Below are 16110 nucleotides of genomic sequence, written 5' to 3'. Positions count from 1 at the left end.
CTTCACTTCGGCTGTGCGGGACCGGACGGCTTGCGCCTGAACCACTTGGTGGCGGAATAGCCGATGCCCGCCACTGCCAGCATGATCACCTTGGCGAACTTGGCGAAGAACGCCGCCAGGACGGCCAGCAGGCCCAGCTTCTTCGCCGCTACCCCGCCGATCAGCGCGGCCAGCCCGTATTCCGCCACCTTGTCGGTGCTGGAATTGAAATCCGCATAGGCCTTGCCCTCGGCGAAGTCGAGATTGGACAGCAGCGTGCGCACCACGGGCTTGTTGGCGTCGACCTGGTCGCGCGCGGTGATCAGGTTCAGGCTGACGTAGCCTTCCCGCCCGAGCGCATAGGTGTTGTAGTTGACGGACTGGGGGGCATCGGCCGGCTGGCCTTTCTCGCGTGCCGACATCGACCAGATCAGCCGATGGCTGGCCGCCTCATAGTGGGGCCGCTCCACCCAGCCGACGATTTCGAGCCCGCGGATGCCGCGTTTCTCGCGCTCCTCGTTGGCCGCTTCCGTGCCCTCCTTGAGCGATTTGAAGAGGTCGTCGACATTCCAGTCCTTGGCGTCGTCGTCGCGGATGTAGCCCGAGGGCTCGTACTTGGCCACTACCATCCAGTCATCGTCGCCGGTGGGCAGCACCAGGCCAAGCAGGCGCTCGTCGGTAAGGTTGCCCATGGCGTGCATGAGCTTGCCGGCGGCCGGCTGGGGAATGAAGACTTCCCTGGCAGGCAGCTTCAGCGTGGCCTGTTCGCCCAGCTTTACCGTGGCCGGACCAGCCTGGGCGCTGGACTGCGCTGCCTGCCAGGCCGCCTCCATCTCCTGTTCCTTGCTGTCGCTGCCCTGCGCCAGCAGGCTGCCGGACGCAAGGAGGCCCATCCCGCATGCCAGGCTTGCCAGCATGCTACGCAATTCATGACCCGTTATTCCCACAATGACCGCTCCCTTCGCTAGATTGTTTGTCTTTTTCGGCACTGCCGGTGATGGCCAGGGGAAGGGGGTGCTTCCGGCGGCCTCACATGCAGTGCGATCGCCTGATGATTTGGCGATTGGTGATTTTAGCGTTTTTTTTATTTGTGGCAGTGTGACGGAAGGGGGAATGGAAAGAGGAGGGTGATGTGATGGAAGCTGATAAAGGGGGAGTGTGAGTTGCAGCCTCGGTCGCTTGCCGTGTATCCGATCGCACCAGCGCGCGTTGCCAGGCCTGGAGCCCCGGCCTGGCAACGCTGCGCTTTTACCCAGTCCTCAAGCGTTCAGTGCGGGGAAGCGCGCAAGGTTTGGTTCTGGCTGGGGGAGGCATCCGCATGGGTACTTCTCCGGGCAGGGTATCCGCCTCCGGGAAGCCCGCTGGCTGCGGGCCCAACCTGCAATGCGTTATGGCTCTCCAGGAATCGTTCCGGATTGCTGGCAGGCGCCGGAAAGCTATCGAAGTCGCTAGCCTCAAGACTCGCGCCAAGCAGCTTGCCGAACGCATTGAGCTGCACGTCCGAAGTCATTCCGGCGCTGCCGGCCAGGGCGGGGCACAGGATCCACGTGGTGCCATCCCTGACGAAGACATGCAGGAGTCTTACCTGGTCTGCCGGCTGTAGCTGCCGGACCTCCCCAGCAGCTTCGTCGAGCCCGAAAGCCCGCACGAAGTCGTCGGTCTGGCGATGGCCGATGCAGATGACCACCTTTGGCCGCCAGTACGTGCAGAGTGTCCGCAGGAAGCGGAATCGCCCGCCATGCCGGCACAGTTCCAGGTAGCGTTCCTTGGGCACGAGTTCAGCCTGGCCGCGAAATACCTTGGACCAGGGCGTCAGCCCATCGAGTTGCATCGGCAGGGGAAACAGGTTCAGCTTGAACTCCGCGCCGTCCGGTGCGTAGAGCTGATCCCGGAAGTATTCTTTCCAGTCGTTGTCGTCCAGCCGGATACCCAGCGCCTCGGCGCGGGCCGCGGCCATGATGCGCGCAATGCGCTGGTGGTTGAGCCACTTGCCCATATCGACCCGGTGTTTCGCCCGAAACGCGTCATCCCATGCACGGGGTTCCGTGCGCGGCCGCAATGGCCCGGCAAGGCGCTCGAACCACGGATGCGGGCTCCTGTCGCAGATCCACACGCTGGCTCTCGGGTTTCCGCCCTCCATGCCTACGTACGACGCAAAGTAATTGTCCAGTTCATCGCGTGTGAATATCCCTGAGTGCTGCATTGCTGCCCCTTATCCCTTGGTGGGACCCCATTCACCCATTCCCGCAGCGTGCCGCCCGGTTCTGCCGACCGTGCGTGCCGCTGGGGTTATCCAACGTGTCCCGCATGCCGCCTGTGGGGCATGGCGGGGCAACCCTCCCGCGTGGGTTGCGTGTTTTTGCTTAGGTTATTTTTTTTAAACAGGAAATAGCAGGTCAAAGCCATTCGACCTGGTATTTATGCATATTTGATATGCGTCAATGTCGAATGTATCCGGTCCGCGGATGGCGCTGCAGGTGTCAGTCAATGACGCTTTGAAGAGTTTCCAGGCGGCACGAACGGTACCGGCGTGAATGAGATGAAGGCTGGCCGGAAATGGCTCGCCGGTGCACTGGAGAGGTGGAGTCCAAGGATATTGCCTTCGTTGGATAAACACAAAATGTCAAAAATGTTCAAAATGAATTGCTGCACTGCACTTTAGCGCAGATTGTATGGGTCATACACTACAATATTTTAATTTCTGACATAAAAAGCGTAGAAGGCCGGGCCTTCAGGGGGCGGATTTATTTTTTTATCCCCTCTGATGGGGGGATATTTTTTGAGGCCCCGTCATCCAAATGCCTCCCGGATCATTCCCCCAATCTCATGCCGCCGCGCCACCGGCATCCGCGAAGCCGTCGAGACAATACTGATTGCAGCCTCGCCAGCCAACGGCAACGCGAATGCAAAGCCCACCCCCGCCACGCCCCCCGCCCCCGCCAGCGCATAGCCCAGCTTACGGCTGCGTTCCACACCGCGCTGCAGCTTGAGCAGGCTGAGCCCGGTGCCCTCGTATTCGCCACGGTGCCGCTCAAAGTGCGCAGCGATTTCCTCGTCGCCCAGCTTGGCCAGCAGCGCCATGCTGGCGGTACCCTGTCCCAGCAGCCGCGTGCTCCCCGTGAGCAGGTGAAAATGTTGCACCCGGTGGCTGCCTTCCTCGGCATGCATGCAGTAGCCGTGGTCGCCAATGCGCACGATCAGGAACACCGTGTCGCCGGTCTTGCGCGCCAGCGCCTTCATGCGCGTGGCGCAAGCGCTGGCCAGCGGCGAGCGGCTCATGGTGCGCAGGCCCATCGCCATGGCTGCCATGCCCAGCCGGTAGCGTTTTCCCTGTTCATCCTGCCCGGCAAAGCCGGCGTGGGTGAGATAGCGCAGCATGCGGTGGGCGGTGGTGCGGTCGATGCCGGTCTGCGCCACCAGTTGCGGCAGAGTCAGTCCGGTTTCATGGTGCTCGGCCAGCAGGCATAGCAGGTTGAACGCTCGATCCAGGCTCTGGACACCGGGCATGGGAGGGGAGGCCGGCCGGGAAAGGAGGGAGGGCGAGGCGGACATGGCGAGCAGGGGTGGCATCGGGAGGTGCGTCAAAGGCGGGTTTGTGCACATTATGCACAAATCGCGAGTTTGAGCTTGTCGCGCGCCGGCGCCTGGATTGCAATCGATGCATTCCTTGTCCCTTGCCGAGTGCCATGCTTCCCATCGAGTCCCGGATCGATTCCGCCAGTCCCGCCTTTGCCAGCCAGCGCACCGGCATGCGAGCCCTGATCGAGTGCTTGCACGCGCTGGAGCAGCGCGCCGCCGCCGCCTCTGAACGTTCCCGCCCCGCCTTCGCCAAGCGCGGCGCGCTGCTGCCGCGCGAGCGCCTGGCCCGGCTGCTGGATCCCGCTTCCGCCTTCCTGCCGATCGCCAACCTGGCGGGCTACGGCATGGACGATCCCAACCACGACACCTCCATCCCCGGTGGCTCGCTGGTGGCCGGCATCGGCTTTATCCGCGGCGTGCGGGCGATGGTGGTGGCGACCGACTCCGGCATCGACGCCGGCGCCATGACCGAAGGCGGCAACCTCAAGCTGATGCGCTGCCAGGAAATCGCCCTGGAGAATCACCTGCCCTTTGTCCACCTGGTCGAGTCCGCCGGGGCCAACCTGCGCAAGTACCGCGTCGACAAGTTCGTGCGCGGCGGCGGCATCTTCTACAACCTGGCGCGGTTGTCCGCCGCCGGGCTGCCGGTGATCACCGTGGTGCACGGCTCGTCTACCGCTGGCGGCGCCTACATGCCCGGCCTGTCCGATTACGTGGTGATGGTACGCGGCCGTGCCCGCGCCTTCCTGGCCGGGCCGCCGCTGCTAAAGGCTGCCACCGGCGAGATCGCCACAGACGAGGAACTGGGCGGCGCCGACCTGCACGCTACCGTCAGCGGCCTGGCGGAGTTCGTGGGCGAGGACGACGAGCACGCCATCGCCCTGGCGCGCGATGTGGTGGCCAGCCTGGACTGGCCGGCCGTGGTGCCGCGCCCGCCCCAGCCTGTCCAGCCGCCGCGCCTGGATGCGGGCGAACTGGATGGCGTGATGACGCTGGACGTGAAGAAGCCTGTGAATATGCTGGAGATCATCGGCCGCATCGTCGACGATTCCGCCTGGCTGCCGTTCAAGCCGGATTTCGGACCGGCCACGGTGTGCGGCCGCGGCCGCATCGAAGGGCACGCGGTGGGCTTCATCAGCAACAACGGCCCGATCGATCCGGCCGGCGCGACCAAAGCCGCACAGTTTATCCAGGCATGCAACCAGAGCGGCACGCCCATCGTGTTCCTGCAGAACACCACCGGCTTTATTGTCGGCCGCACCTCGGAAGAGGCCGGCATGATCAAGCACGGCGCCAAGATGATCCAGGCGCTGTCGAACTCCACCGTGCCGCAGATCACCATCTATTGCGGAGCCTCCTTCGGCGCAGGCAATTTCGGCATGTGCGGCCGTGGCTTCCGCCCGCGCTTCTGCTTTTCCTGGCCCAATGCCCGCACCGCCGTGATGGGCGGTGAGCAAGCCGCCATGACGCTGGAAATCGTGGAGCGCCAGCAAGCCGAGCGCAAAGGCGTAGCGGTGGACGAGGAACGGCTGGCACGGCAGAGCGGCGAGATCGTAGCCAACTTCGAGCGCCAGGCCAGCGCCTTCATCACCAGCGGCCTGCTGCTGGACGACGGCGTAATCGACCCGCGCGACACCCGCGCCGTGCTGGCTTTCGTACTGGCCACCGCACGCGAGGCGGAGGCGCGCACGCCGCGGGCAATGCAATTTGGCGTGGCCAGGTTCTGAACCCCGTAATAGCCAACGCCCCCCGTGTGGGCCCCCCAAGCGATGCGAAGCGAGCCGTGAAGGTGTACCAGGCCGTATGGGGTCCCTCTTTTCCGCTCTTTTCGCCGGATCCCGAGGGGGTGTCGCCCCATCCGGCGCGCCTTCTTTGCCTACTTTCTTGGCAAGACAAGAAAGTAGGTCGCCCCCCGCAGGGGGGGGGTGAAACCGCCTTTGACTTTTAGGTTTCAAGCCATTAAAGCCATTAAGCCTTTGACTTCGTAGCCCCCCAGGCAGCACCACCAAGAACAAGGAGACACCCAAATGCTCTACACCGAAGACCACCACAACATCATGGCCAGCATCCGCCGCTTCGTAGCGGCCGAGATCAATCCCCATGTCGACGAATGGGAAGCCGCCGAAATCTTCCCCGCGCACACGCTGTTCAAGAAGATGGGCGAACTAGGCTTCCTCGGCATCACCAAGCCGGTCGAATACGGCGGCCTCGGCCTGGATTTCTCCTATGCAGTGGCCGCAGCCGAAGCCCTCGGCTACGTCCATGCACAAGGCGTCGGCATGGCCGTAGGCGTGCAGACCGACATGGCCACCCCGGCCCTGACCGCCTTCGGCTCCGACGAACTCAAGCGCGAGTTCCTGGCACCGGCCATCGCCGGCGAGGCGGTGGCGGCAATCGGCGTATCCGAGGCCGGCGCCGGCTCCGACGTGGCCTCGCTCAAGACGCGTGCCCGGCGCGATGGCGACGACTACGTCATCAGCGGCTCCAAGATGTGGATCACCAACGGCACCCAGGCCGACTGGATCTGCCTGCTGTGCAATACCTCCGACGGTCCGGTGCACAAGAACAAGTCGCTGATCATCGTGCCGCTCAGGCAGGGCGGCAAGCGCACGCCTGGCGTGGAAGTGCAAAAGATCAAGAAGTTCGGCATGTGGTGCTCCGACACCGCGCAGATCTTCTTCGACGAAGTGCGGGTGCCGGCGCGCAACCGCATTGGCGAGGAGGGCATGGGCTTCATCTACCAGATGAAGCAGTTCCAGGAAGAGCGCCTGAACGGCGCGGCGCGCCGCCTCGCCTGCAATGCGCTGATCGAGGAAACCGCCGACTACCTGCGCCAGCGCATCGCCTTCGGCAAGCCTCTGCTCGACAACCAGTTCATCCAGTTCAAGCTGGCCGAACTCAAGACCGAGATGGAAGCCCTGCGCGCGCTGGTCTACATGGCAACCAAGACCTATATCGACGGCGGCGACGTGGTGGAGCTGGCCTCGATGGCCAAGCTCAAGGCCGGCCGCCTCTCGCGCGAGGTGGCCGACTGGTGCATGCAGTTCCAGGGTGGCATGGGCTACACGTGGGACAACCATGCCTCGCGCGCCTATCGCGATTTCCGCCTGGGCTCCATCGGCGGCGGTGCCGACGAGGTGATGCTCACGGTAATCGCCAAGCAGATGGGGCTGATGGCAAAGCACTGAGCTTGCCGGCCGTTTCCTTCTTCACGCAATGTATCCGCTACTCCCAAGCCATGACCAACGCCGTCAATTCCGAAACCGCCAATGACGCCAGCGCCGTGATCGTGCGCGAGGTCCGGGGCGTGCTGTTCGCCACCCTCAATGTGCCATCCACGCGCAATGCACTCGCGCCAGAGGTGGTAGCCGCGCTGGCGCGCGCCGTGGCGCGCGCCGAGTCCGACACCGCGCTGCGGGCGCTGGTGTTGCGAGGCGCCGGCGGCTTTTTCTGCGCGGGCGGCAACGTCGGCAATTTCCAGGCGCGGCTGGATGCCGGCGCTGCGCCGGACGATCCCGTGGCCAGCCGCAATCGTGAGTTCGGCTACTTCATGCAGCGGCTGGCCGCGCTGCCCGTGCCGGTGGTGGTGGCGGTGGAGGGCGCGGCCATGGGCGGCGGCATGGGCCTGAGCTGCGCGGCCGATATCGTGCTGGCCACGCCCGACGCGCGCTTCGCCTTGTCCGAGACCTCGCTGGGCATCATTGCCGCGCAGATCGCGCCCTTCGTGGTGGCGCGCATCGGGGCGGCTGCCACGCGGCGCCTCGGTTTGTCCGGCGAGCGCGTGAGCGGCGACACGGCGGTGGCACTGGGACTGGTGGATCAGCTTGCCGGGGACGGCGCCACGCTGGATGCGCTGCTCGCCGAATGGCTGACGCGCATCTGCCGTTGCGGCCCGCAGGCCAACCGCGCTTTCAAGACGCTGGTGGCGCGCACCGGACAGGTGGGGCAGGGCAAGCAGTTGGACGAGGCCGCGCACCTGTTCGCGCAATGCATGCGCAGCGAAGGCACCGAAGGCATCCAGGCCTTTCGCGGCAAGCGCGACGCCACCTGGGTGGAGCGCTTCGATGCCGCCGACGTACGCGCCGCGCAGGCCACGCAAGATTGATTACACGGGCAACCCGCACAGCAACGGCCCACTTCGACACTCCGCATCCCGAGACGTACCATGCCCGCTACCAGCCGACCCTTCCACACCTTGCTCGTCGCCAACCGCGGCGAGATCGCCGTGCGCATCATGCGCACGGCGCGCCGCCTCGGCCTTGCCACCGTGGCGGTCTATTCCGAGGCCGACCGCCATAGCCCGCACGTGGCCTTCGCCGACCGCGCGGTGCGCATCGGCGACGCCGCGCCGCGCGCGTCCTACCTGAACATCGGCGCCATCGTCGAAGCGGCGCGCAGCAGCGGCGCCGATGCGGTGCACCCCGGATACGGCTTCCTGGCCGAGAATGCCGAATTTGCCGAAGCGGTGACGCAGGCCGGGCTGGTCTTCGTCGGCCCGCCGGCAGAGGCGATCCGCGCCATGGGCAACAAGGCGGAGGCCAAGCGCCTGATGCTTGATGCGGACATGCCCTGCATCCCTGGCTACCAGGGCGAGGCGCAGGACGACGCTGCGCTGCTGCGCGCCGCGGCGCAGATCGGTTTTCCGCTGATGGTCAAGGCTGCGGCCGGCGGCGGCGGGCGCGGCATGCGCCTGGTGCATGAGGCGCATGCCTTGCCCGGCGCGCTGGCCAGCGCGCGCTCCGAGGCCAGCGCCGCCTTCGGCTCCGCGCAACTGATCCTGGAGCGCGCGGTGATCGCGCCGCGCCACGTGGAGATCCAGGTCTTCGCGGATACGCAGGGCCATGTGATCCACCTTGGCGAGCGCGACTGCTCGGTGCAGCGGCGCCACCAGAAGGTGGTTGAGGAGGCGCCGTCGCCAGCGGTATCGCCGGCGCTGCGCGCCCGCATGGGCGAAGCGGCAGTGCGCGCCGCCCAGGCCATCGGCTACGCCGGCGCCGGCACCATGGAGTTCCTGCTCGACGGCGACGGCAATTTCTACTTCATGGAAATGAACACCCGCCTGCAGGTGGAGCATGCGGTGACCGAAGCCATCACCGGTTTCGACCTGGTCGAATGGCAGTTGCGCGTGGCCGCCGGCGAGCCGTTGCCGGTCACGCAGGACCAGGTGGCGCTAAGCGGCCACGCCATCGAGGTCAGGCTGACCGCCGAGGACGTGGCCGCAGGGTTCCTGCCGCAGGGCGGGCCGGTGCTGCGCTGGCGCGCGCCGGGCGCCGGGCACGATGTGCGGGTCGACCACGCGCTGCAGGAAGGCGGCGAGATCCCCGTTCACTACGATTCGATGGTGGCCAAGCTGGTCGCCCACGGCGCCACCCGCGAAGAAGCACGCCGCAAGCTGCTGCGCGCGGTGGAGCAGACCGTGCTGCTGGGCGTGGCCAGCAACCAGGGCTTCCTGGCCGACTGCCTGGCGCACGAAGCCTTCGCCGCCAGCCAGGTGCATACCGGCTTTGTCGACGCGCATATGCAGTCCGCGCTGCGCGCGGCGCAGCCCGCCGTGACGCAGGTGGCCTGCGCGGCGCTGGCCGCCTCCGGCTTGCTGGTGGCAACGGCACGCCCGGAACTGGTGGCGCACGGCAGCAGCCTTGGCCTGCGCGCCGGGGAGCGCCAATGGCGCGTGGATCTGCGCGCCGTGGCCGACGGCTGGGAGGCAGCCGTGTGCGAAAGCGGCGGCACGGCCGCGGAGATCGTCCGGGCGCGCGTGCTGCGCGCCGATGCGGAGCAGGGCAGTGCGCTGGTCGAGTGCAACGGTGCCGCGCTGCCGCTGGTATTCGCCACCGAAGGCGACGCCGTGCACCTGTTCAGCGCCGGCCGCGCATGGCGCTTCGCGCGCCTGGACCCGCGCCGGAAGACGCGCGAGGCGGCCAGCGCCGAAAGCGCCGGCGAGTTGCTGGCGCCGCTGGCCGCACGCATCGTGGCGGTGAAGACGGTGGCCGGCGAGCCGGTGCGGGCCGGCCAGGTGCTGGTGGTGCTGGAGGCGATGAAGATGGAGCACGCCATCGTCGCGCCATTTGACGGCGTGGTGGCGGAACTGCACGCCCGCGAAGGCGGCCAGGCTCGGGCCGGTGCCTTGCTGGCGCGCGTCGAAGCGGAGCCCGAGGGCAACGCAACGGAGTCCAGGACATGAGCGCCGCTCCCGCAACATCGAACCCGGCGCGCACCGTCCGCATCGGCGGCGCCTCCGGCTTCTGGGGCGATTCGGCCATCGCCACGCCGCAATTGCTGGAGGTCCCCGGCCTGCAATACCTGGTCTACGACTACCTGGCCGAAACCACCATGTCGATCCTGGCGCGTGCCCGCGCCAGGGATGCTGCACTGGGCTATGCGACCGATTTCGTCCATGCGGCGATGGCGCCGCACCTCGGCCAGATCCTGGCGCGCGGCATCCGCGTGATCGCCAATGCCGGCGGCCTCAACCCGCAGGCTTGCCGCGATGCCTTGATGGAAGCCGCCGCGCGGCAAGGGCTCACGCCCAGGGTCGCGGTGGTCAGCGGTGATGATGTGCTGCCTGCCTTCGAGGGCTGGCGCGCAGCGGGACTTACCGACCTGTACACCGGCGCCGCGCCGCCGGCCGAGCTGATGTCGGCCAACGCCTATACCGGCGCGCAGGGCATTGCCCGCGCGCTGGCGATGGGCGCCGATATCGTCATCACCGGCCGCTGCGTTGACAGCGCCGTGGTGGTCGGTGCGCTGGCCCACGAGTTCGGCTGGCAATGGAACGACTGGGACCGGCTCGCCGCCGGCACGCTGGCCGGCCATGTGATCGAGTGCGGGGCGCAGGCCACCGGCGGGCTGTTCACCGACTGGCAGCGTGTGCCGGACTGGGACCGCATCGGCTACCCGGTGATCGACTGCGCGGAGGACGGCAGCTTTGTGCTGACCAAGCCCGAACACACGGGCGGCCTGGTCGATCCCGCCGCCGTGGCGGAGCAGGTCTTGTATGAGGTGGGCGACCCCGGCAACTACCTGATGCCCGACGTTGTTTGCGACTTCCGCATGGTGCGCGCCGAACTGCTGGCTCCCGGCCAGGTGCGCGTGCACGGCGCGCGCGGCCGTGCGCCCGGCGCCAGCTACAAGGCCAACGGCACCTGGCAGGACGGCTACCAGATCAGCCTGATGATGGCGATCCGCGGCATCGACGCACCCGCCAAGGCCCACCGCACGGCAGACGCGCTGCTTGCCCGCACCCGCGCCATGCTGGCTGCCAGCGGCTTCGCGGACTACAGCGATACCGTGGTGGAACTGCTCGGCAGCGAATCGCAATATGGGCCGCATGCGCGCGCGCTGCCGACCCGCGAAGTGGTGCTGCGCATCGGCGCGCGCCATGCGCAGGCCCAGGCGCTGCGTTTCCTGCAACGCGAATGCTCGTCGGCGGGGACCTCGATGGCCGCCGGCACCCGCTCGTCCTTCGCCGGCCGCGTGGATATCCAGCCGGTTGTCAAGGTGTTCTCCTTTCTGGTGCCCAAGGCGGAAGTGCCAATGCGGATCGCACTGGATGGCCGGGCGGAGACGCTTGCCTGCGCCGCCCACGTCGGCGGACCGTCGGTGCCGGCATCGCTGGCGCCCCGGCCGGAACTTGCGGTGCCCGAAGGGCCACGCGTAACCGTTCCCCTCGTCGCGCTGGCCTATGCACGCAGCGGCGACAAAGGCGACGACGAGAACATCGGAGTGATCGCGCGCCAGCCGGCTTATCTGCCGCTGCTGCGGGAGCAACTGACGCCGGCCGCGGTGCGCGCGTATTTCGCTCACCTGGTTGAAGGCGAAGTCGAATGCTTCGAGGTGCCGGGCCTGCACGCCCTCAACTTCCTGCTGCATCGCGCCCTGGGCGGCGGAGGCGTGGCCAGCCTGCGCTCCGATCCGCTGGGCAAGAGCTACGCGCAGATGCTGCTCGATTTCCCGCTGGCCGTGCCGCAAGGCTGGGCGTAGACGCCGGCTTGCCATTGCATAACGTCGGCCGCCAGACCCAGGCGCGCCGATGCCATCCTGACGGAGGAGACATGAGAAGAACCACGATAACGATCCGGTCCCGCGGCCTGCGGCTAACAGCGTGCCTGATGGCCGCGGCACTGGCATGCGGCATAGCCGGCGCGGCGCGCGCCGATGCGCCTTACCCGTCCAAGCCATTGCGCGTAGTGGTGCCCTACACGCCGGGTGGCGTGTCCGACGCGGTGACGCGCCTTGTCATGCAGAAGCTGGCCGAACGCCTGGGCCAGCCCGTGGTGGTGGAAAACCGCCCCGGCGCCAACGGCATGATCGGCTCCGACAACGTGGCCAAGTCCGCGCCCGATGGTTACTCGCTGCTGGTGGTGGTGGCCGCCCATGCCATCAATCCCAGCCTCTATCCCAAGATGAGCTTCGACCCCGTCAGGGACCTGACCGGCGTCAGCCAGATCGGCCGCATCCCGCTGTTGCTGGTCTCAAGCGCGCAGCTGCCGCCCGGCAGCGTGAAGGAACTGGTGAGCTGGGGCAAGGCCCATCCGGACAAGATGACCTTTGCCTCCAGTGGCAACGGCTCCGGCGCGCACCTGGCCGGCGAGCTGTTCTCGCAGGCCGTCGGCATGAGGATGACCCATGTGCCCTACAAGGGCGTGTCGCCGGCGTTGCCCGATCTGTTCTCCGGGCAGGTGGCGATGATCTTCGATTCCGTGCAGACCATGATGCCGCAGGTGAAAGCGGGAAAGCTCAAGGCCCTGGCGATTACCAGTCCCTCGCGCTGGCCGGCTGCGCCCGATGTGCCAACGATGGCGGAGGCGGGCTATCCGGCGGTCACGGCCAGCAGCTGGATCGGGCTGCTGGCGCCGGCAAAGACGCCAAAGGCAGTGCTGGACAAGCTGTCGGGCGAAATGGATGCGGTGTTGCACCGGCCGGACGTCAAGGCGCGGCTGATCGAATATGGGATCGATCCGGTTGGCGGGACACCGGACCAGTTCCAGGCATTCATCAAGGATGAAGCGGTGAGATGGGCCGGCGTGGTCAGGAAGGGCGGGATCAAGGTGGAGTAACCAGATCCGGATCACATCTCCGGAGGCTGCGGTTCCAGCGGGTCGAAATCCAGTTCGATCTTCGCGCCGTTGGGATCGTGCAGGAACAACTGCCAGACGCTGGAGCCCGCTTGCCGACCGAGGTGGAACGGAATGCCCCGGCGCCGCAGGTGGCTGGTGACGTGCCGGAGGTCCGTGGCGCTGAAGGCCATGTGATCCAGCACGCCCGCGGCCGGTGCCGGCAGTGCATCGACCGCGACGAGATGAATGATGGGCGCGCCGGCGGCATAGAGCCAGGCCCCGGGGAAGGCAAACGGCGGGCGGGCGCCGGTTTTGAAGCCAAGCACCTCGGTGTAGAACCGGACGGTGTCTTCCAGCGCGGCGGTCAGTACCGTGAAGTGGTTCATCCCGACAATCGTCATGCGTCGCTCCTTGTTGCAGGAGCGTTGCGCTCCCCGGGTGATTCAGCTCTCAGGCCTCAGGACTCAGACCAGGCCAGGCATCGGCACGTCGGGATTCACGTCGGCCTCGTAATCCACTCCGTCCATCTCAAATCCGAACAGGCGCAGGAATTCCTTTTTGTAGCCGGTGAAGTCCGTCAGCGCGTAGATGTTGTCGCTGGTGACCTGGGGCCAGAGTTGCTGGACGCGGGACTGAACCTCCGCGTCGAGTTCCTTGTAGTCGGCGCGCAGGCGGCCTTCCTGGTCAAGGCACGGCGCATCGCCGTACAGGCTGTCCTTGTAGAGCCCGTAGACCTGCTCGATGCAGCCTTCATGCGTGCCCTGTTCCTTCATGACCTTGAACAGCAGCGACAGGTACAGCGGCATCATGGGGATGGCGGAACTTGCCTGCGTGACCACGGCCTTCAGCACCGAGACGCGCGCGTCGCCACCCTTGGCGGCCAGCTTGTCGCGCAGGCCAAGCACCTTCTGGTCCAGGTCCTTCTTGGCGGCGCCGATGGAACCGTTCCAGTAGATGTCGTGCGTGATCTTCTCGCCCAGGTAGGTGAAGGCGGTCGTCTTCACGCCGTCGGCCAGCACGCCCGCGGCCTGTAGCGCGTCGATCCACATCTGCCAGTCTTCGCCGCCCATCACGGCCACGGTGTTGTCGATCTCGCTTTGTGTCGCGGGCTCCAGGGTGGTCTCCCTGACCACTTCCTTGTCGGTGTCGAGGCCGCGCAGGCTGACCGCTTTGCCAACCGGTTTCAGCGTCGAATTGAACACTTCGCCGGTCTTCGGATGCGTCCGTTTCGGCGAGGCGAGGCTGTAGACCACCAGGTCGACCTGGTCGAGATCGCGCTTGATGGTATCGATCGTCTTCTGCTTGATCTCGTCGGAGAAAGCATCGCCATTGATGCCCTTCGCGTACAGGCCCTTGTCAGCGGCAAACCGATGGAAAGCCGCGGTGTTGTACCAGCCGGCCGTGCCCGGCTTGCTGTCGGTGCCGGGACGTTCGAAGAAGACACCGAGCGTATTGGCGCCGGAACCGAATGCGGCAGTGATCCGGGCTGCGAGACCGTATCCGGTCGACGCGCCGATCACCAGCACTTTCTTCGGGCCGCCGGCGATGGGGCCTTTTGCCGTGACGTAGTCGATCTGTTCCCTGACGTTGGCTTCGCAGCCTGTGGGGTGGGTGGTAACGCAGATAAAGCCACGCACGCGCGGTTTGATGATCATGAAGACCTCGCTTGTTAGATGCCGAGCCTGATTTAGAAGGCGAAAACTCCGCGCATTGTAAATGAGGAGGCAAAGGACGAGGCCGCCAGCCCGGCGAGGTGGCGGGGGCGGTGGGCGCGGGTCTCCTAATGTTGCTGCCGGTACGCAACCTGAAGCCAGCTTTGAGAGGCGTTGCTCGTGTTCCGCCCGGCAGGATCGCCGGCGTCCTCCGCGGCTGCGCCCAGCAGGCAAGTCCTCAGCTCATCGCGTTCCGTGAAGGTCGGCGTGGCGAGCCAGCCGACGAACTCGTCGTGCCAGTTCTCCCAGGCGTTTTCGTCGAATTCGAACGGCTCGTCCAGCCGCCCGCCGTCGCGCAGGTAGCTGCCGACGATACGCGTGCCGTCCCAGTATGCAACGGCCACCTCGGTCAGGTCCGCCGTGGTTCCCATCGGCAGGTCGCGCAACAACATGGTCAAATGTGCCTTGAACGATGCGAATCCGTCTGAGGTCATCGCTTGCTCCGCTTCTGGGTTACGCATACTTTGCCGGTTGAAAGCATGTACCCGTTCCGATGGCGCGTCGATATTCAGCGTCGTCCGGCACGCGCAAGACCGGCTGCTTGGTGGCGCGATGCGCCAGGGATTCAACGCCGTTTCACCCGAACGTACCCCGTGTCAGGTCTTTCTCGAATTCGACGGTCCAAGCCGTGCCATGTCCGATCCGGTATTCCCTCTCCTTGAGCGTCGATCTGCGCACGATGCTGATCTGGCCCTGGAGCGGGTAGACCTCGTCCACAACGTCGGTCGTGCCGCCTTCCTGCAGCAGGAAATCGGCTTCGTCAAGCCGGTGGCGCTGCAGGATGGCAACGAAATCCGCTTTCTCGTCCGGTGAAATCACTGACATTTTGCGTCCTCCCCAATACTGAACGCTCGACTTTTCCAAGATAGCACAAGCTTCAACGCTGTGGCGGCGAGGTGCCTTACCCCATGGAAGACGGCAGCATCGGCATCGGGGTACATGCCCGCCCGTCCGCGGTCTGCCGGGGGGCATTCATTCCGTCTACGGCTAGCAGGTGAGGTGCAGGATCGCATTGGCGTCGCGGGGATGCTCCGCTAGCTTTGCGATGGCTTCCGCGGTCGGCAGAATGACCAGTTCGACGTGGCGGCGCCTGGCCTCGCGCTTCACCTCCTCCATGACCGGCAAGGCACCGGTACCGGTGCCGATAACCAGGCGGCTGCAGTTCCAGGGTATGTCTTCCATGGCCGACAGCGGCGTGTGCCCAAAGGCCTCGCGGAATTGCCGGGATGCCCTTTTCTTGCGTTTGCGCACCTTTCCCTGATCGATGACCACATCATGCTGGTAAGTCTCTCCATCGATACAGATGGAGCCAAAGGAAAATGCTTCAAAGCGCATACGTACCTCCGCTGGGACGCGGGCGGCGTCAGTGGCTCATGGCGCGTCTCTGTGCGGCTTGCTGGCCGTGACAGAAATCACGTCCAGGTCGAAGAAGGGGCTGTCCTGGGGCGGTGGCGGTAATCCCGCGCCCCAGGCGCCGATGGCCAGCTTGATGTACTCCGCCATCTGCTCGTCGGAGATGTCCTTGGGTTGGTCGATGATGACCACATACCGACGATTGCTCATGGTGCGTCCTTATTGGCTGGCAGCGAAGCGGTTCCATTCCGCCTAGGTGCCGCGCTCTCGTCCTGCATGGCACCGCGATTGCCCTTCAAGCCCTGTGCCGGAGTCGCACAGGGCATTGCCAAGGGCCATGGCTCTCCCTGTCCACGCTTTGAGTATAGGAGGCACGACCGACGGCGCGCATCAGGCCGCGCGCCCTTGGGCAACGTGTTGGCGGCGGCTGC

At 66.0% G+C, this 16110-nt stretch carries 15 protein-coding genes; 6 read left to right on the top strand and 9 right to left on the bottom strand.

Going from position 1 to position 16110, the window contains the following annotated elements; translation table 11 throughout:
* Nucleotides 1–2 precede the first annotated feature (2 nt).
* The 3 genes from ACZY0R_RS03320 to ACZY0R_RS03310 form a co-directional block, all read right to left on the bottom strand.
* On the bottom strand, nucleotides 3–896 hold the full coding sequence (locus tag ACZY0R_RS03320) for a DUF2167 domain-containing protein (RefSeq protein WP_488857113.1): 894 nt from the start codon (nucleotides 894–896) through the stop codon (nucleotides 3–5).
* 350 nt (nucleotides 897–1246) lie between these two features.
* Entirely contained in the window at nucleotides 1247–1975 is a 729-nt protein-coding gene (locus ACZY0R_RS03315) for an XpsR family transcriptional regulator (protein WP_488857112.1), read from the bottom strand.
* A 794-nt stretch (nucleotides 1976–2769) separates the two neighbouring features.
* Nucleotides 2770–3486 carry an IclR family transcriptional regulator gene (locus ACZY0R_RS03310; RefSeq protein WP_488857111.1) on the bottom strand — a complete coding sequence of 239 codons (717 nt, stop codon included), beginning with the start codon at nucleotides 3484–3486 and terminating at the stop codon, nucleotides 2770–2772.
* Between the two features lie 179 nt (nucleotides 3487–3665).
* Between ACZY0R_RS03310 and ACZY0R_RS03305 the strand changes: the two genes are divergently transcribed.
* The 6 genes from ACZY0R_RS03305 (at nucleotide 3666) to ACZY0R_RS03280 (ending at nucleotide 12614) form a co-directional block, all read left to right on the top strand.
* Nucleotides 3666–5285 (top strand): acyl-CoA carboxylase subunit beta, encoded by a 1620-nt coding sequence (locus ACZY0R_RS03305; protein WP_488857110.1) that lies wholly within the window; start codon nucleotides 3666–3668, stop codon nucleotides 5283–5285.
* 300 nt (nucleotides 5286–5585) lie between these two features.
* Complete coding sequence (locus ACZY0R_RS03300; protein WP_488857109.1) at nucleotides 5586–6746, top strand: acyl-CoA dehydrogenase family protein; 1161 nt, start codon at nucleotides 5586–5588, stop codon at nucleotides 6744–6746.
* Between the two features lie 50 nt (nucleotides 6747–6796).
* The gene (locus ACZY0R_RS03295) at nucleotides 6797–7663 is read left to right on the top strand and encodes an enoyl-CoA hydratase/isomerase family protein (RefSeq protein ID WP_488859487.1); all 867 of its coding nucleotides are present in this window, start codon (nucleotides 6797–6799) and stop codon (nucleotides 7661–7663) included.
* Between the two features lie 60 nt (nucleotides 7664–7723).
* Nucleotides 7724–9739, top strand: coding sequence for an acetyl/propionyl/methylcrotonyl-CoA carboxylase subunit alpha (locus ACZY0R_RS03290; protein WP_488857108.1), 2016 nt, complete (start codon nucleotides 7724–7726; stop codon nucleotides 9737–9739).
* Nucleotides 9736–11538: an acyclic terpene utilization AtuA family protein gene (locus tag ACZY0R_RS03285; protein WP_488857107.1), complete on the top strand. Its 1803-nt coding sequence runs from the start codon at nucleotides 9736–9738 to the stop codon at nucleotides 11536–11538. Before ACZY0R_RS03290 ends, ACZY0R_RS03285 begins: the two co-directional genes overlap by 4 nt.
* Nucleotides 11539–11609: 71 nt before the next feature.
* Complete coding sequence (locus ACZY0R_RS03280; protein WP_488857106.1) at nucleotides 11610–12614, top strand: tripartite tricarboxylate transporter substrate binding protein; 1005 nt, start codon at nucleotides 11610–11612, stop codon at nucleotides 12612–12614.
* 11 nt (nucleotides 12615–12625) lie between these two features.
* On the opposite strand, the gene ACZY0R_RS03275 is transcribed toward ACZY0R_RS03280, so the two are convergent.
* The 6 genes from ACZY0R_RS03275 to ACZY0R_RS03250 form a co-directional block, all read right to left on the bottom strand.
* Nucleotides 12626–13015, bottom strand: a complete 390-nt coding sequence (locus ACZY0R_RS03275) for a VOC family protein (protein WP_488857104.1) — start codon at nucleotides 13013–13015, stop codon at nucleotides 12626–12628.
* 63 nt (nucleotides 13016–13078) lie between these two features.
* Nucleotides 13079–14269: an enoyl-ACP reductase FabV gene (gene fabV, locus ACZY0R_RS03270; protein ID WP_488857103.1), complete on the bottom strand. Its 1191-nt coding sequence runs from the start codon at nucleotides 14267–14269 to the stop codon at nucleotides 13079–13081.
* A gap of 125 nt (nucleotides 14270–14394) precedes the next feature.
* A complete protein-coding gene (locus ACZY0R_RS03265) occupies nucleotides 14395–14760 on the bottom strand; it encodes a hypothetical protein (protein ID WP_488857102.1) in 366 nt (121 codons plus the stop codon).
* A 142-nt stretch (nucleotides 14761–14902) separates the two neighbouring features.
* Complete coding sequence (locus tag ACZY0R_RS03260) at nucleotides 14903–15151, bottom strand: hypothetical protein (RefSeq protein WP_488857101.1); 249 nt, start codon at nucleotides 15149–15151, stop codon at nucleotides 14903–14905.
* Nucleotides 15152–15313: 162 nt separating this feature from the next.
* Nucleotides 15314–15661, bottom strand: a complete 348-nt coding sequence (locus tag ACZY0R_RS03255; RefSeq protein ID WP_488857100.1) for an MTH938/NDUFAF3 family protein — start codon at nucleotides 15659–15661, stop codon at nucleotides 15314–15316.
* Nucleotides 15662–15697: 36 nt separating this feature from the next.
* On the bottom strand, nucleotides 15698–15889 hold the full coding sequence (locus tag ACZY0R_RS03250) for a hypothetical protein (protein WP_488857099.1): 192 nt from the start codon (nucleotides 15887–15889) through the stop codon (nucleotides 15698–15700).
* Nucleotides 15890–16110: the final 221 nt, after the last annotated feature.

Source organism: Cupriavidus sp. F041 (genome assembly GCF_057814235.1).
Note: the sequence above shows the minus strand (reverse complement) of the source record. Positions and strands in the feature narration are given on the sequence as shown.

Excerpts from the sequence above, each read along its gene's own strand:
- ACZY0R_RS03310 (WP_488857111.1), bottom strand. The coding sequence starts at position 3,486 with ATGCCCGGTGTCCAGAGCCTGGATCGAGCGTTCAACCTGCTATGCCTG.
- ACZY0R_RS03285 (WP_488857107.1), top strand. The coding sequence starts at position 9,736 with ATGAGCGCCGCTCCCGCAACATCGAACCCGGCGCGCACCGTCCGCATC.
- ACZY0R_RS03265 (WP_488857102.1), bottom strand. The coding sequence starts at position 14,760 with ATGACCTCAGACGGATTCGCATCGTTCAAGGCACATTTGACCATGTTG.
- ACZY0R_RS03315 (WP_488857112.1), bottom strand. The coding sequence starts at position 1,975 with ATGGGCAAGTGGCTCAACCACCAGCGCATTGCGCGCATCATGGCCGCG.
- ACZY0R_RS03305 (WP_488857110.1), top strand. The coding sequence starts at position 3,666 with ATGCTTCCCATCGAGTCCCGGATCGATTCCGCCAGTCCCGCCTTTGCC.
- ACZY0R_RS03255 (WP_488857100.1), bottom strand. The coding sequence starts at position 15,661 with ATGCGCTTTGAAGCATTTTCCTTTGGCTCCATCTGTATCGATGGAGAG.
- ACZY0R_RS03275 (WP_488857104.1), bottom strand. The coding sequence starts at position 13,015 with ATGACGATTGTCGGGATGAACCACTTCACGGTACTGACCGCCGCGCTG.
- ACZY0R_RS03320 (WP_488857113.1), bottom strand. The coding sequence starts at position 896 with ATGCTGGCAAGCCTGGCATGCGGGATGGGCCTCCTTGCGTCCGGCAGC.
- ACZY0R_RS03295 (WP_488859487.1), top strand. The coding sequence starts at position 6,797 with ATGACCAACGCCGTCAATTCCGAAACCGCCAATGACGCCAGCGCCGTG.
- ACZY0R_RS03280 (WP_488857106.1), top strand. The coding sequence starts at position 11,610 with ATGAGAAGAACCACGATAACGATCCGGTCCCGCGGCCTGCGGCTAACA.
- ACZY0R_RS03290 (WP_488857108.1), top strand. The coding sequence starts at position 7,724 with ATGCCCGCTACCAGCCGACCCTTCCACACCTTGCTCGTCGCCAACCGC.
- ACZY0R_RS03260 (WP_488857101.1), bottom strand. The coding sequence starts at position 15,151 with ATGTCAGTGATTTCACCGGACGAGAAAGCGGATTTCGTTGCCATCCTG.
- ACZY0R_RS03300 (WP_488857109.1), top strand. The coding sequence starts at position 5,586 with ATGCTCTACACCGAAGACCACCACAACATCATGGCCAGCATCCGCCGC.
- fabV (WP_488857103.1), bottom strand. The coding sequence starts at position 14,269 with ATGATCATCAAACCGCGCGTGCGTGGCTTTATCTGCGTTACCACCCAC.
- ACZY0R_RS03250 (WP_488857099.1), bottom strand. The coding sequence starts at position 15,889 with ATGAGCAATCGTCGGTATGTGGTCATCATCGACCAACCCAAGGACATC.